Genomic DNA, 13,126 nt, shown 5'->3' with positions numbered 1-13,126 from the left:
ATTGCCATGAAGGCCGCCAACAGAAGAGCGAGTACAGCATGCCCCACAGGCCGCCAGTCCCGGTGACCGGACATCTGGATGAGGACTCCCCGCTCAAGAAGCATCTCCAGCTCAAGGCGATCCTGCGCCACCATGCCACGGAGGTCTGTGATCCGGGGCGGCCCATCCCCTCGGAACGCGAACTGACCCAGCAATTCGGCGTGGCCAGGATGACCGTCAGGAATGCCATAGACGCCCTGGTCGACGATGGCGTGCTCGAACGCATCGTCGGTGTCGGTACCTTCGCCGCCTTTCCCAAGGTCGACCTTCAGGTCAAGCTCACCTCCTACAGTGAGGAAATGGAACGCCGGGGGATGGTTCCCACGGGTCGCGTCCTGCGCTTTGACGAGATACCCGCCACGGGCCAGTTGGCTCGGGAGATGGAACTCGAGGACGGGACGCCAGTGGTGCGCCTGCGTCGGCTGCTGCTGGCCGATGGACTGCCGATGAACCTTGACGAGAACTACCTCCCCTCGCATCGGGTACCCGGGTTCCTCAACGACGCGGCACCACGTCAGTTGTACGCGTCGCTGAACGAACGCTACGGACTGGTGCTGCAGTGGGGCGAGGACCAGGTGGAAGCCGCTGCCGCGACTCCACAGGATGCGAAGCACCTGGGCGTGGACGCGGGGACCCCGTTGCTGAAGATCCAACGCCACGCCTACGTCAAACGTGAATTAGTCGACTACTCGGTGTCCCTCTACCGCGCCGACCGCTACAAGCTCTTCGTGCCTCTACAACGCCCCGGAACGCGTCAGAGGCATTCGTACGAGGCCGAAGGTTTCTAACGGCACAGAGAGCCGCTGGGGCGCCGCCCACGGGTGGGTGGTCCCTGGCGCGCTCCTGTCGTCCATGAAGGGACGGCTTGTTAATTCGACAAGTATCCGACGCTAAGCTTTCGCGTGTCCACTATGGATCCCGTTAGACCAGTGCAGTGGGCCTATACCTGCGTTTGAAGGCGGCCATGGCCGCCGGAACCAGCATTCCCGGCGATGGGTTTTGCCCAGCATTGGCAACTTCTCGCGCATCACGAGCTGCCTTGAAAATCGGCCAGACCCTGTTGACAGGACTTGTGGGCTTGGACAATGCTTCTGTCCCAAGCGGAGTATTCTTCGCGCTCCAACCTTTACAGCGAGGTCGGCTCAGTCTCAAGTAATCAACTTCGGGGGAAGCATGCCACGGACAATCTCTACACTCACAGCGCTTGCCCTAACATCCGCGCTTCTGATTGGAGCAGGGCCAGCCAACGCTGACAATCAAGACGGGATCGCGCTAACTCCAGAAGTATCGCAGCGCGCCGACAGGGCCGCCCTTGAGAATCCGCTGACTGACAGCGAACTAGCCCGTATAGCCGACGAGGCGGTAGTGGACGCGCCGCCGCTTTTGAAACGCGAAGCGAAGGAGCTAAAGGCCCTAGCAAAGGGAGGGGAGCTTACGGCCTGGGCCGGTGGAACTGAGTTCAAACCCCAAGAAGAAGCCACCGCCGAGACTTCCGGCACTGCAGCAAGGGCCTCAAAATCCGCAACCACATACGCTTACCAAGCGAAGGTATGGGGAGCTTGCGGTGTCACCACTCCCAATAGCAAGCTTGTCCGCATGTTCCAGACCACCACTACGCCATGGGTCTTTCGAAACGTGCCCATGTACTGCGGAACCAATGGATATGGCTACCGGCATATCAAGAGTAGCCACATGCGCCATTGGAATGACATCGCCGTCCTACTTGGGGCCAACTGGCGCGACTTTGCCGACTTTGCCATTTCGGATGCCCTCGACCACATGTACTCCGGCGCATACAGCAAGAAGAATGACACCTACACCTACAAGGGTGTAGTTCAGCTCAAGCGATATGACGGAAAAACCGTGAAGACCTATTACCCGCGGGTTGTGGTTGCGGCCGGCAACTACAAGATGATCACCGCCTTCCCTTCCAGCGGACGGTAGGTACCAATGACCGACTATGGTCGCTTTCTGACCAGACTCAATGAAAAGTCCGCCGAACACGGATTGTTCATAACCGACGAGCTAGCCAGCACGAGCGCGGTCTGGTTTCTCTCCGCAAACGGTCGAAATCTGGCAGTCGACGGAACGCTCGATGACTTGGTTGAGCGAGTCAGGAGTACGGACGCGCAAGATCTCTGGCCTGACCTGTCCGCAGAGGAGGCTTCACTGAATCTATTCTCCGTACACGTGTACGAAGCCTTGGAGTCAGGAACTCAGAGCGCCACCCGACTCATATTTGTCAATGGCGCCCTTACTCTGGAATAGCCGCATCTGGCGAGCTCCAATGAGATCAAACCGGGCAAATATAGGCCGCTACGGCGCTCGACTAATCCTCAGCGTCGGATATTTCACATATTCACAATCCACCTCTGAAGCAGCCCAAGACAAACCAGCGCCGCTGCCGGCTGCCCGGGGGTGCCCCCCGGCCGGGCAGCCGTTGTCGTCATCGGGTCCGGATCTCCTCGCCCTGTACGGGGCATATACGCGCACACGCCCCGTGGCCACTGCGCCCGCCCCGTCTGCCGCGGGACGCCGAGCTTCATCACCGGAGCACCTCGCCCACGGGTGGATCGCAGGCGGCCACCGCCCCTGGCCCCCGCAATGGCCGTCATCAGTTTGCGGGAGCACGGGGTCCAGCGCGTCGGGGGAGTGGCGCCGCCCTAGGGTCCGGTGGACCGGCAGATTCTTTCCAGCCGGGGAACGCGAAAGGACCCCGATCCATTGATCGGGGTCCTTTCGCGTGTGGTCGATACCTAGTGCTCGACGGATGCGTCCTCGGACGATCCTTCGATTGCCGGCGCGTGGTGGCCGTGCGCGGCCTCCAGCTCGGCTGGCGTCACCGGAGCGACGCGATCCTCGAAGAAGAACTTCGAGACGGCGCCACGGGCCTTTTCGGTTCGGGTCACGTGCCCGGCACGATCGGCCTCGGCCGGAAGCACCTCGTGTGACTCGAAGGCAACCAGCTTGTAGAGCTTGTACTCGTCGAGCGGGACGTGGCGTTCGGAGAACCCGCCCTCCGGCGACATCTCGATGACGCCGGCCTCGCGACCGTGCAGCACGATCTCGCGGTCCTTGCGCTGCAGCGCCAACGCGATGCGGCGGGCCACGATGAATCCGAGGATCGGTCCCAGGAAGAACAGCGCCCGGAGCCAGTAGGTGACGTCGTTCAGGGCCACGTGGAAGTGCGTGGCGATGAGGTCGGACGAAGCGGCGCACCACATCACGCAGTACCAGATGACACCGGCTACGCCGACGCCGGTACGGAACGGGGCATTGCGGGGGCGATCCAGCAGGTGGTGCTCGCGGTTGTCCTTGGTGATCCAGCGTTCGATCCAGGGCCAGGCGAACATGGCACCGATGAGGATCGCTGCAGGGACCATCGGCAGCAGGACGTTCAGGATCAGGTTGTTATCGCCCCAGGGGAAGGGGATGATCCACTCGAAGCTGAAGTTGCCCAACACACCGGGCATCAGGCGCAAGGCACCGTCGACCCAGCCGATGTACCAGTCAGGCTGCGTACCTGCGGAAACGGGGGAGGGGTCGTAGGGACCGTAGTTCCAGATCGGGTTGATCGTGAAGAACCCGGCGATCGCGGCGACAATGCCGAAGACGATGAAGAAGAACCCACCGGCCTTGGCTGCGTAGACGGGGCCCACGGGGAAGCCAACGACGTTGTCATTGGTGCGCCCCGGTCCACGGTACTGGGTGTGCTTGTGCACGACGACCATGAAGAGGTGGATGGCCACCATGAGCAGGATCATCGCCGGTACCAGCATGATGTGCAGCATGTACAGGCGGCCGATGATTGCGGTGCCCGGGAATTCGCCGCCAAACAGGAAGGCCGAGATGAACGTCCCGACGACCGGGATGGCCTTGATGACGCCGTCGATGATGCGCAGGCCGTTGCCGGAGAGCAGGTCATCGGGGAGTGAGTAGCCGGTGAATCCGGCGGCCATGGCCAGCACGAGCAGCGTTCCGCCGACGACCCAGTTCAGTTCGCGGGGCCGGCGGAAGGCGCCGGTGAAGAAGACGCGCAGCATGTGAACGGAAACGGCGGCCACGAACAGAAGTGCTGCCCAGTGGTGAACCTGGCGCATGAACAAGCCGCCGCGGACATCAAAGGAGATGTCCATGGTCGAGGACATAGCGACAGACATCTGGACACCCTTGAGCGGGTTGTAGCTGCCGTTGTACGTGGTGTGGGCCATCGAGGGATCGAAGAAGAACGTCAGGAACGTTCCCGAGATCAGCAGGATGACGAAGGTGTACAGGGCGACCTCGCCGAACATGAACGACCAGTGGTCCGGGAAGATCTTGCGCCCGAATTCCTTGACGATCTGGGAGGCGCCCACGCGGGTGTCGACGAAGTCGGCGATGCGCCCCGTCGAGGTCTTGGCGCGGTACTCGGTAGTTGAAGACATGTTTAGCCACGCTCCCAGTAGCTCGGGCCGACAGGCTCGTGGAAGTCGCTCTGGGCGACCAGGTAGCCCTCGGAATCGACCGTGATCGGAAGTTGCGGAAGTGCGTGACCTGCCGGTCCGAAGATAACCTTGCATTCCTGCGTGAGGTCGAAGGTCGACTGGTGGCACGGGCACAGCAGGTGGTGCGTCTGCTGTTCGTACAAGGCGACAGGGCAACCCACGTGGGTGCAGATCTTCGAGTACGCCACGATGCCATCGTGGTGCCAGGTCTTGCGCTCGGGGGAGATGTGCATCTTCTCCGGGTCCAGGCGCATGAGCAGGACAACTGCCTTGGCCTTCTCGTTCAGCGGATCTTCCATCTCGTTCAGCCCCTCGGGGATGACGTGGAAGGCCGAACCGATCTGGACATCGGATGCCTTGATCGGAGTGCCGGAAGGATCGCGGACCAGCTTGATGCCCTTGTCCCACATGGTGTGGCGCAGGCGGTCGACGATCTGGCCGGCGGTAGCACCGGTGCGATCCAGGTCGCGGAACATGAAGATGGCGGGGATCGGTGCCAGCGCCACTGCAGCAATCAGCGAATTGCGGATCAGTGGACGGCGCTTGATGCCGGTTTCCTCGATGATGTCACCGAGCATCCCCTCGGCGATCTGGCGGTTCTCCTCGGTGCGGACCTCGTGTCGCATTTCGGTGATCTCGTGGTCCGGCATCAGGGTCTTGGCCCAGTGCACGATGCCCACGCCAATGCCGAGCATCGCGAAGGCGGTGCCGATGCCGAGCAGGGTGTTCTGCAAACGGATCTGCCCGATCGAATCCGGGTGTCCAACCACGAAGTAGGCCACGAAGAACAACAGTGTTCCCAGTACGGACAGCACGAATAGCAGCGTTACCTGGCGTTCGGCTCGTTTTGCGGCGCGCGGGTCAACGTCAGCGAGGCGTGGCCGGTGCGGCGGCAGGCCCGGGTCCTGGAACGTGTCCATGGAGCCCTGACCAGCCTTAGCAACGGTGCCCGGATCGTTCGGACTGCCGTGACTATGGTCGCCCATGTTCTCTCTCATCCTTTTTCTCAAATTCCTTGGTACGAGGTGTGGTGTGCGGGCCGGAGACCGCGGCGCCGGATCAGGAAGGCCGGGAGGTCAGCCAGATCGTGAAGGCAATGACAATGCCGAGACCGGCGGTCCAGATCAACAGGCCCTCGGAAACCGGACCGAGCGAACCGAGCTGTGCACCACCGGGGGAGCCCTGGGCTTCGATTTCCTTCAGGAAGGTGATGACATCGCGCTTCTCATCGGGAGTGATGTTCGAGTCGTTGAAGACCGGCATGTTCTGCGGCCCGGTGGCCATGGCCTCGTAGATGTGCTGCTCGCTGACGCCTGCCAGGGACGGGGCGAACTTGCCTCGTGTCAGGGCACCGCCTGCAGCGGCAGCGTTGTGGCACATGGCGCAGTTGACGCGGAAGATTTCCCCACCCGTGGCGGCATTGCCCTTGGAGGTATCCAGGGCCTCGCCATCGGGGACTGCCGGACCGGCACCCAGGGATGCGACAAATGCTGCGAGCTGCTTGGTTTCCTCGTCGTTGAACTGCGCCGGCTTGGCCTGAGCCTGGGGCCCCTGCATCTGCATCGGCATGCGTCCGGTTCCAACCTGGAAGTCGACGGCTGCGGCGCCGACACCGACAAGCGAAGGGCCACTGGGGCTGCCTTCGGCATGCATGCCGTGGCAGGTGGCACAGTTGGCAACAAAGAGCTTGTTGCCTTCATTGACGTCGCTGGCGCTGTACGTCGTCGTCGCCGCCTGGGCCTCGTTGACGCTGCTGGCTGCGGCATACAGGCCGCCCGTGATGAGCAGACCCATCAACAACAGCGCTACGGCGGCGAGCGGATGGCGGCGCCTTTGCGAAAGAGCCTTCACTTGCTGGTTCCTCACTTGGTTTGGTTGGTGATGCTTGATATGGCCCGGAAGCCGATGGCTACTTCAGGAAGTAGATGATCGCAAACAGGGCGATCCACACGACGTCGACGAAGTGCCAGTAGTACGACACGACGATTGCGGAGGTTGCCTCGAAGTGGCCGAACTTCTTGGCCACGAAGGCACGGCCGATGATCAACACGAAGGCGACAAGTCCGCCGGCAACGTGAAGACCATGGAAACCGGTCGTGATGTAGAACGCCGAGCCATAGGGGTTCGAGCTCAATGCGACACCATGGTGGACGAGTTCGGTGTACTCGTACGCCTGCACCGAGACGAAGATCGCCCCGAGGATGAACGTGACGATGAACCACTCGACCATTCCCCACTTGCGGAAGTTCAGCAGACCGCCGAGGCGGCGCGGCTGGAGATCCTCAGCACGGAACACGCCGAGCTGGCAAGAAAAGGAACTGGAAACCAGAATGATCGTATTGATGAGTGCGAACGGGACGTTCAGCTTGGCTGTCTCGTTCGCCCACAACTCCGGCGAGGCCGCACGGAGAGTGAAGTACATGGCGAAAAGCGCGGCGAAGAACATCAGCTCGCTGGAAAGCCAGACGACGGTTCCGACCGACACCATGTTGGGGCGGTTAGGCGCAGGGTGCGCCTGGGCATTGAGGGCATGAGTCGCAGTTGTCACAGAGCCATTATGTCTATAAAAGTGCCCCAGATACCAATGCATCGACTCCCGAGTCGCCTGTTTTTGCGCCGGTCAGGCCCAAGTTCCGCGGAATATCAAGGGAGAAACAATTCAGCACTTTCTACAAAACGTAGATAACCTTGTTGCGTGTCAACGATTTCTTCGCAGTCCGAGTTCCCAAACTGGCCAACTATCCTCACTTCGCTGATCCGCGGGGAGGACCTTTCGACGGCAGACGCCGCCTGGGCGATGAGCGAGATCATGGGTGGAAACGCCTCGGATGTCCACATTGCAGGTTTCCTGGTGGCATTGCGCGCCAAAGGTGAATCCGTGGACGAACTGACCGGCCTGGTCGAGGCCATGATCGACAGCGCCCGGCCACTGGTGCTGCCGGGGGAGAAGCTCGACATCGTTGGAACCGGCGGCGACCGGCACAACACCGTGAACATCTCCACCATGTCGTCCCTGGTGTGCGCTGGCGCAGGGGCCCGACTGGTCAAGCATGGCAACCGGGCAGCATCCTCCTCGTCGGGGTCAGCCGACGTCCTGGAAGCCCTCGGGGTCCGGCTGGATGCCCCGGCAGAAAAACTCGGCCCCATCCTTGAAGCGGCCGGGATCACCTTCTGCTATGCACAGATGTTCCATCCGTCCATGCGTTACGCAGCAGGGGTCCGCTCCCGTCTGGCGATCGCCACCGCGTTCAACTTCATGGGACCGTTGACGAATCCGTCATTGCCCACCGCCTCGGCGATCGGCTGCGCCGATGAACGCATGGCACCGCTCATGGCCGGCGTCCTGGCGGCCCGGGGCTCGAGGGCATTGGTCTTCCGGGGTGACGACGGACTCGACGAACTGACCACCACCACGACCAACCATGTCTGGGAGGTCCGTGAAGGAACCGTCGAGGCCTCGGTCTTCGACGCCGTCGACCTGGGGCTGGACCGGGCCACCCTGGACGATCTGCGGGGCGGGGATGCGCGGCACAACGCCTCCGTCGTCCATGACGTCATGGCCGGCGCGCGCGGACCAGTCCGCGATGCGGTGGTGCTCAACGCCGCCGCGGGTCTCGTGGCCTTTGACCGTTCGGCGGACGGCAGCCTGCTTGAACGGCTGAAAAAGGCAGCGGGTCGGGCCGAGGACGCCATTGACAGCGGGTCCGCGCGCCAAGCCCTCCAACGGTGGGTTGACGCGACCAACGTCGAGTAGATGCTAGGCCGGTGTCCACCGCAGGCCCTTACGGCAAAGGTAGTGGGGAAGTGGCAGCCAGGGGGCGTCGGCCGGGCCCCTATTCGAGGCCGAGGTTGAACGCAGCGTCGAGGTCGTGCTGCGAGTAGGCCCGGAACGCTATGTGGGTCGTGGTCTCGACGACTCCATCGACCTTGGACAGCCGATTGGCGATGGCCTCGGCGAGGTCTTCGTGGTTGCGGACGCGGGCGATGGCGATGAGGTCCCAGTCGCCGGCGACAGAATAGACTTCGCTGATCCCATCGAGCTCGGAGATCTTCTGCGCGCACTCTGGAATGCTGTCGGCAACTGTCTGGATCATTACAAATGCAGTGATCATCGCGTGTTCCTCCACCTTCTGTCACCGGAGCCCATTCGGCTCTTGACTCGTGCCATGAGCCTAGTTCACCGTGTCGCTGGTGCGCACTTTGCGACGCATCAGAAGGGTGCCGACCAGTCGCCGGCCCAGCAGGAAGACACCGAGAACGATGGTCGCGACGATGATGAACGGCACGGCGGCGGTCGCCCCGAACAGCACCCGCAGGATCAGGCCCAATGCCACGGTGCCGATCCAGAGAACCACTCCATGGGGCCAGAACCTGTTCGGTTCCTTCCAGATCACGGTGATGCAGGAGAAAACGAGCAATGCCAGCAGGAACGGTGCCGCCGTCCCGAGGATCCCCGCGATATCGAGTCCCTCGGCATGGGAACGGCGTCCGAGTGCCGCAAACAAGACCACCAACAGCAGGTCGATGACGAACAGCGGGACCCAGTATTTCCACTTCAACATGGAATCGAGCGTACCGTTCCGCGCCAGACGTCATGGTCAGGCCATCTCTGATCCCGAAGATATTCATCAAATTCACAACTAATCAATGAATACACTGATATACACTCAAGACGTCATGATCCACCGGTAGCCATCTGTCGACAGGGAGACCCGCATGGACAATCCATTCCGCCCCACCGCAGGTGCCGAGCCACCGCAATTGATCGGCCGCACCGGAATCCTCGACGAATTCATCTACGGGCTGCGGATTCGCCACGGGGCTCCCGGGCTGTTGACGATCTTCACCGGCGCGCGGGGCATCGGCAAGACGGTCATGCTCGGGGAGGCGGAAGACGAGGCCCGCATGCGTGGCTGGGCGGTCGTCTCCGAGACGGCTACGCGAGGATTCCTCGGCCGGATCGGCGAGGCCATGCGGCATCACGCCGAAGAACTGGGGGAGGGGCCACCCGGTCGGCGGATCACCGCAGTGCGGGTCGCCGGCTTTTCGGTGACAACCGAACTCCCTCCCGAACAACAAGCCACCTGGCGCGATCTGGGGGAGGACCTGCTGCGCCGGCTCGACGAGCAGGGGACCGGACTGCTGATCACCCTGGACGAAATCCACGGCGCCGACCGCGACGAATTGGCCCAGTTGGCCGCCTCGGTACAGCACTTCATCCGCGACGGCCTGCCCATCGCCCTGGTCTTCGCCGGCCTGCCGGCCGCGGTATCGGATCTGCTCAATGAAGGCGTCGCCACCTTCCTGCGCCGTGCCGACCGGATCGACCTGCACGCCGCGGCCATCGATGACGTGGCCGATTCGTTCGAGGACACCTTCGCCGCATTGGACCACGCACTGCCGACGGACTTCATCCGCCGCGCAGCAGCAGCCACCGGGGGATACCCGTTCCTGATCCAGCTCATCGGCTACCACCTCTGGCAGTTGGCCGAGGCGACGGATGGGCCCCTGGCATCGGATGACGTGGACCTGGCCATCGACGCGGCGCGACGGCGCAACACCCGGGTGGTCATCGGTGCCGCGCTGGCGACGATCTCCCACAAGGACATGGAGTTCCTCCACGCCATGGCGCTCGACGACGGACCGTCCTCGACGGGCGACATCGGCGAACGGCTGGGCAACCGTCCCAACACCATCGGCAACTACCGGGCACGACTGATCGACGCGGGCCTGATCCAGCCGGCGGGGCACGGGATCGTGGAATTCGCCATCCCCGGGCTGCGCGAGCACCTGCTCACCCGCTGAGGCATCTCCCGAATCCACCCGTTTGTGGGACCGGCACAAACGGCGCGCCAAAATCCTGAAGGCCGCACTCCCGGGAAAGACTGCCGAAGCGGCCAGACTGGGAACATGACTCGTATCGCAATCACCGGTGTGGGCGCCGTGTCGCCGCTGGGCACCGACGCCCCCAGCACCTGGGCAGCCCTGACCTCCGGCGCCTCCGGCGTCGTTCCCCTGGACACCCCCTGGTCCGAACCGCTCACCACGCGCTTCGCAGGACTCGTGGACGACTCGTTCCAGGAGGCTCTCAGCGTCCGGGAAATCAAGCGCATGGACCGCTCGGAGCAGTTCACCATGGCGGCAGGACGCGAAGCCTGGAACGACGCCGGTGCCCCCGAGGTGGATCCCGAGCGGCTCGCCGTGGTCATCGGCACCGGCATCGGCGGCATCGGCACCACCACCGTCCAGGAACACGTGTTGGCCGAAAAGGGCCCGCGCCGAGTCTCACCCCATACGGTGAACATGCTCATGGCCAACGGATCGGCAGGTTGGCTCTCGATCGACCTGGGGGCCAAGGCAGGGGCACGGACCCCGGTCAGCGCCTGCGCATCCGGCTCCGAGGCGATCGCCATGGCCCGGGAGATGATCCTGTCCGGGAGTGCGGATACCGTCGTCGCCGGCGGTACCGAGGCTGCCGTCGCCGGGCTGACCATGGCCTCCTTCGGGCAGACGCGTGCGTTGTCCAAGCGCAATGACGATCCAGCTGCCGCCTCGCGCCCCTTTGACGCGGATCGCGACGGATTCGTCCTCGGCGAAGGTGCCGTGGTGATGGTGCTCGAGCGCGAAGACCACGCGAACGCGCGGGGTGCACGCATCCATGGCTACGTCGACGGCTCGGCGATCACCTCGGACGCACACGACATCGTGGGGGCCGATCCTGAGAACCAGGCGCGGACGATGCGGATGGCCGTCCGGGCCAGCGGGTGGGAGACCGCGGACATTGGATTCGTCCATGCCCACGCCACGTCGACCCCGGCCGGTGACATCAACGAAACCCGTGCCATCACGGGCGCCGGCCTGGCCGGGGTCCCGGTGACCTCCACCAAATCAATGACCGGACACCTGCTGGGAGCATCGGGGGCACTGAGCACCCTGGCGACCGTCATGGCGCTACGGGACGGGACCATCCCGCCCACCACCAACCTCGACCGCCAGGACCCCGAGATCGAATTGGACGTCGTGGCCAACCGGGCCCGCCCAACCGACGCCCGCGTCGCCGTCGTCAACTCCTTTGGATTTGGCGGGCACAACGTCGCGTTGGTGGTTTCCGGCATCTGACGTTGCCAGCAGGGGAGTGGTGCCTGTTTTATCCCCTCAACGCGTTTCGACCAGCTTCGCGAGCTGGTTGATGACCGTCCCCCAGCCGTCGTGGAACCCCAGCTGCTCGTGCTTATCGCGATCGGCCCGGTTCCGGTGCATGGCCGTGGACGTGTAAAGGGTTCCCTGGGCATGATCGGCGAAGGTGAACGAGGCTGTGACGAATGGCGAATCGGCTGGTCGCCACCCGGCAACGAGAGCGTCGGTGAACACGATGCGCTCGAGTTCCTCAACCGCGAGGAAGCAACCCGTGATGTGGGGTTCGAAGGAGACGCCGTCCTCGCTCATTTCGGTGCGGAACGATCCACCCGGACGCAACTCCATCTCCCTGGCCTTGCAGGTCAAGGGTGCTGGAATCCACCACTTTTCGAAGGTGGAAGGATCAGCCCAGGCACCCCAAACCCTCTGTCGTGGAGCATGGATGATCCGAGTGATCGTGAGATCAAAGGGGTTTGCAGAACTGTCGTTCATGGCCGGTCCTCACTGTCTTCTTCGGTGGTGACGAGTTCCTCGAGTCGGTCGGCGCGCTCTTCCCACAGCCGTTGCTGCTCGTCGATCCACGATTCCACGACCCGGAAGGGTTGGCGCTCGAGAGTACAGATGCGCACACGCCCCGATTTACGGGTCGCCACCAACCCCGCGGCCTCGAGCTGGCGGACGTGTTTGACGAAAGACGGCAGGGCCATGGCGAAGTCGCCCGCGAGCTCGCCCACGGTGGCAGGGCCAGCAGCCAACCGGGCCACCACGGATCGTCTCGTCGGATCCGCCAGCGCCCGGAAGACGATGTCGAGCGAGTCTAAACACTTAGCCACACGGCTAAGTTACCTCACGGTGCGATCCACGGCAAGGGGGAGTGGCACCCCCGCCAGGCCTCGACAGCGACCGTTGCCCGCAGGAGGATCTGGGGTATTGATTCCGTCACAGGAAGGGTCGAATCCATGCGGTCAGTACGAGTCACCCCGAACCTGCGCGTCGCCGACCTGGAGAGGGCCAAGTCCTTCTACCAGGATTTCCTCTCGTTGGATCTGGAGGAATTCAACTTGGGATGGGTTGCCCGCTACACCTCGTCGGACAGCGGCGCACACGTCCAACTTGTCACCCAAGAGGCCACGTCGTCCGAAGACGCGGTGATTTCCGTGCACACGCCGGACGTGGACGCCGCCTACGCTGAAGCACTTGAATGCGGGTACGACATCGTGCACCCGTTAACGACAGAACCCTGGGGCGTCCGACGCTTCCTGGTCCGCGCCCCGGACGGAAATGTCATCAACATCGTCCGCCACGTCGTCGAAGAACACGGGACGACACCCGGACCCCACAATGCCCCCGGGGCCGGGGCGGATAACGGTTACTGGCACCTCTGCGTATCTAGGTGCGTGGGTCAATAATGCTGAGCCCGAACTTTAAAACGCCGACGCAATAGCAAGGGTCCATAGGGTGCGGCT

Annotated in this window: 14 protein-coding genes; 6 read left to right on the top strand and 8 right to left on the bottom strand. The window is 63.1% G+C overall.

The genetic code is table 11. From position 1 onward, the window contains the following. Positions 1 to 38: 38 nt before the first annotated feature. Positions 39 to 827 carry a GntR family transcriptional regulator gene (locus ACN0TP_RS15250; RefSeq protein ID WP_417220307.1) on the top strand — a complete coding sequence of 263 codons (789 nt, stop codon included), beginning with the start codon at positions 39 to 41 and terminating at the stop codon, positions 825 to 827. A gap of 385 nt (positions 828 to 1,212) precedes the next feature. After that, positions 1,213 to 1,983 (top strand): hypothetical protein, encoded by a 771-nt coding sequence (locus tag ACN0TP_RS15245; protein WP_417220305.1) that lies wholly within the window; start codon positions 1,213 to 1,215, stop codon positions 1,981 to 1,983. A gap of 812 nt (positions 1,984 to 2,795) precedes the next feature. Here ACN0TP_RS15245 and ACN0TP_RS15240 read toward each other — a convergent pair. From ACN0TP_RS15240 to ACN0TP_RS15225, 4 genes are all read right to left on the bottom strand, one after another. Then, complete coding sequence (locus ACN0TP_RS15240; RefSeq protein ID WP_417220304.1) at positions 2,796 to 4,463, bottom strand: cytochrome b; 1,668 nt, start codon at positions 4,461 to 4,463, stop codon at positions 2,796 to 2,798. Between the two features lie 2 nt (positions 4,464 to 4,465). Continuing rightward, positions 4,466 to 5,509, bottom strand: a complete 1,044-nt coding sequence (locus ACN0TP_RS15235) for a Rieske 2Fe-2S domain-containing protein (protein WP_417220302.1) — start codon at positions 5,507 to 5,509, stop codon at positions 4,466 to 4,468. A 73-nt stretch (positions 5,510 to 5,582) separates the two neighbouring features. After that, positions 5,583 to 6,374 carry a c-type cytochrome gene (locus ACN0TP_RS15230; RefSeq protein WP_417220301.1) on the bottom strand — a complete coding sequence of 264 codons (792 nt, stop codon included), beginning with the start codon at positions 6,372 to 6,374 and terminating at the stop codon, positions 5,583 to 5,585. Between the two features lie 58 nt (positions 6,375 to 6,432). Further along, a complete protein-coding gene (locus ACN0TP_RS15225) occupies positions 6,433 to 7,071 on the bottom strand; it encodes a cytochrome c oxidase subunit 3 (protein ID WP_417220300.1) in 639 nt (212 codons plus the stop codon). A 147-nt stretch (positions 7,072 to 7,218) separates the two neighbouring features. On the opposite strand from ACN0TP_RS15225, the gene trpD reads away from it, so the two are divergent. Further along, the gene (gene trpD / locus ACN0TP_RS15220) at positions 7,219 to 8,277 is read left to right on the top strand and encodes an anthranilate phosphoribosyltransferase (RefSeq protein ID WP_417220298.1); all 1,059 of its coding nucleotides are present in this window, start codon (positions 7,219 to 7,221) and stop codon (positions 8,275 to 8,277) included. A gap of 79 nt (positions 8,278 to 8,356) precedes the next feature. Here trpD and ACN0TP_RS15215 read toward each other — a convergent pair whose 3' ends face one another. Continuing rightward, complete coding sequence (locus ACN0TP_RS15215; protein ID WP_417220296.1) at positions 8,357 to 8,635, bottom strand: Lrp/AsnC family transcriptional regulator; 279 nt, start codon at positions 8,633 to 8,635, stop codon at positions 8,357 to 8,359. A 60-nt stretch (positions 8,636 to 8,695) separates the two neighbouring features. Further along, positions 8,696 to 9,085: a DUF3054 domain-containing protein gene (locus ACN0TP_RS15210; RefSeq protein WP_417220294.1), complete on the bottom strand. Its 390-nt coding sequence runs from the start codon at positions 9,083 to 9,085 to the stop codon at positions 8,696 to 8,698. Between the two features lie 154 nt (positions 9,086 to 9,239). On the opposite strand from ACN0TP_RS15210, the gene ACN0TP_RS15205 reads away from it, so the two are divergent. Together ACN0TP_RS15205 and ACN0TP_RS15200 are read left to right on the top strand one after the other, a co-directional pair. Further along, the gene (locus ACN0TP_RS15205; RefSeq protein ID WP_417220292.1) at positions 9,240 to 10,328 is read left to right on the top strand and encodes an ATP-binding protein; all 1,089 of its coding nucleotides are present in this window, start codon (positions 9,240 to 9,242) and stop codon (positions 10,326 to 10,328) included. A 105-nt stretch (positions 10,329 to 10,433) separates the two neighbouring features. Then, complete coding sequence (locus tag ACN0TP_RS15200) at positions 10,434 to 11,642, top strand: beta-ketoacyl-[acyl-carrier-protein] synthase family protein (protein WP_417220291.1); 1,209 nt, start codon at positions 10,434 to 10,436, stop codon at positions 11,640 to 11,642. Positions 11,643 to 11,678: 36 nt separating this feature from the next. Here the strand turns inward: ACN0TP_RS15200 and ACN0TP_RS15195 are convergent, their stop codons facing one another. Further along, positions 11,679 to 12,152, bottom strand: a complete 474-nt coding sequence (locus tag ACN0TP_RS15195; RefSeq protein WP_417220289.1) for an SRPBCC family protein — start codon at positions 12,150 to 12,152, stop codon at positions 11,679 to 11,681. Then, a complete protein-coding gene (locus tag ACN0TP_RS15190; RefSeq protein WP_417220287.1) occupies positions 12,149 to 12,493 on the bottom strand; it encodes an ArsR/SmtB family transcription factor in 345 nt (114 codons plus the stop codon). Before ACN0TP_RS15190 ends, ACN0TP_RS15195 begins: the two co-directional genes overlap by 4 nt. A gap of 126 nt (positions 12,494 to 12,619) precedes the next feature. Here ACN0TP_RS15190 and ACN0TP_RS15185 point away from each other — a divergent pair, with 126 nt between their 5' ends. After that, positions 12,620 to 13,069, top strand: coding sequence for a VOC family protein (locus ACN0TP_RS15185; protein WP_417220285.1), 450 nt, complete (start codon positions 12,620 to 12,622; stop codon positions 13,067 to 13,069). The last annotated feature ends 57 nt before the right edge of the window (positions 13,070 to 13,126 follow it).

The sequence above is a fragment of the Arthrobacter sp. genome, from assembly GCF_048266065.1.
In the GTDB taxonomy this organism is placed as follows: domain Bacteria; phylum Actinomycetota; class Actinomycetes; order Actinomycetales; family Micrococcaceae; genus Arthrobacter_H.
The sequence above is the reverse complement of the archived record's forward strand: the minus strand, read 5'-3'. Positions and strand labels throughout refer to the sequence as shown.

What these genes read in the sequence shown, in the direction of transcription:
- ACN0TP_RS15210 (WP_417220294.1), bottom strand. Translation starts at nt 9,085, where the DNA reads ATGTTGAAGTGGAAATACTGGGTCCCGCTGTTCGTCATCGACCTGCTG.
- ACN0TP_RS15195 (WP_417220289.1), bottom strand. Translation starts at nt 12,152, where the DNA reads ATGAACGACAGTTCTGCAAACCCCTTTGATCTCACGATCACTCGGATC.
- ACN0TP_RS15215 (WP_417220296.1), bottom strand. Translation starts at nt 8,635, where the DNA reads ATGATCACTGCATTTGTAATGATCCAGACAGTTGCCGACAGCATTCCA.
- ACN0TP_RS15235 (WP_417220302.1), bottom strand. Translation starts at nt 5,509, where the DNA reads ATGGGCGACCATAGTCACGGCAGTCCGAACGATCCGGGCACCGTTGCT.
- ACN0TP_RS15250 (WP_417220307.1), top strand. Translation starts at nt 39, where the DNA reads ATGCCCCACAGGCCGCCAGTCCCGGTGACCGGACATCTGGATGAGGAC.
- ACN0TP_RS15205 (WP_417220292.1), top strand. Translation starts at nt 9,240, where the DNA reads ATGGACAATCCATTCCGCCCCACCGCAGGTGCCGAGCCACCGCAATTG.
- ACN0TP_RS15200 (WP_417220291.1), top strand. Translation starts at nt 10,434, where the DNA reads ATGACTCGTATCGCAATCACCGGTGTGGGCGCCGTGTCGCCGCTGGGC.
- ACN0TP_RS15245 (WP_417220305.1), top strand. Translation starts at nt 1,213, where the DNA reads ATGCCACGGACAATCTCTACACTCACAGCGCTTGCCCTAACATCCGCG.
- ACN0TP_RS15240 (WP_417220304.1), bottom strand. Translation starts at nt 4,463, where the DNA reads ATGTCTTCAACTACCGAGTACCGCGCCAAGACCTCGACGGGGCGCATC.
- ACN0TP_RS15185 (WP_417220285.1), top strand. Translation starts at nt 12,620, where the DNA reads ATGCGGTCAGTACGAGTCACCCCGAACCTGCGCGTCGCCGACCTGGAG.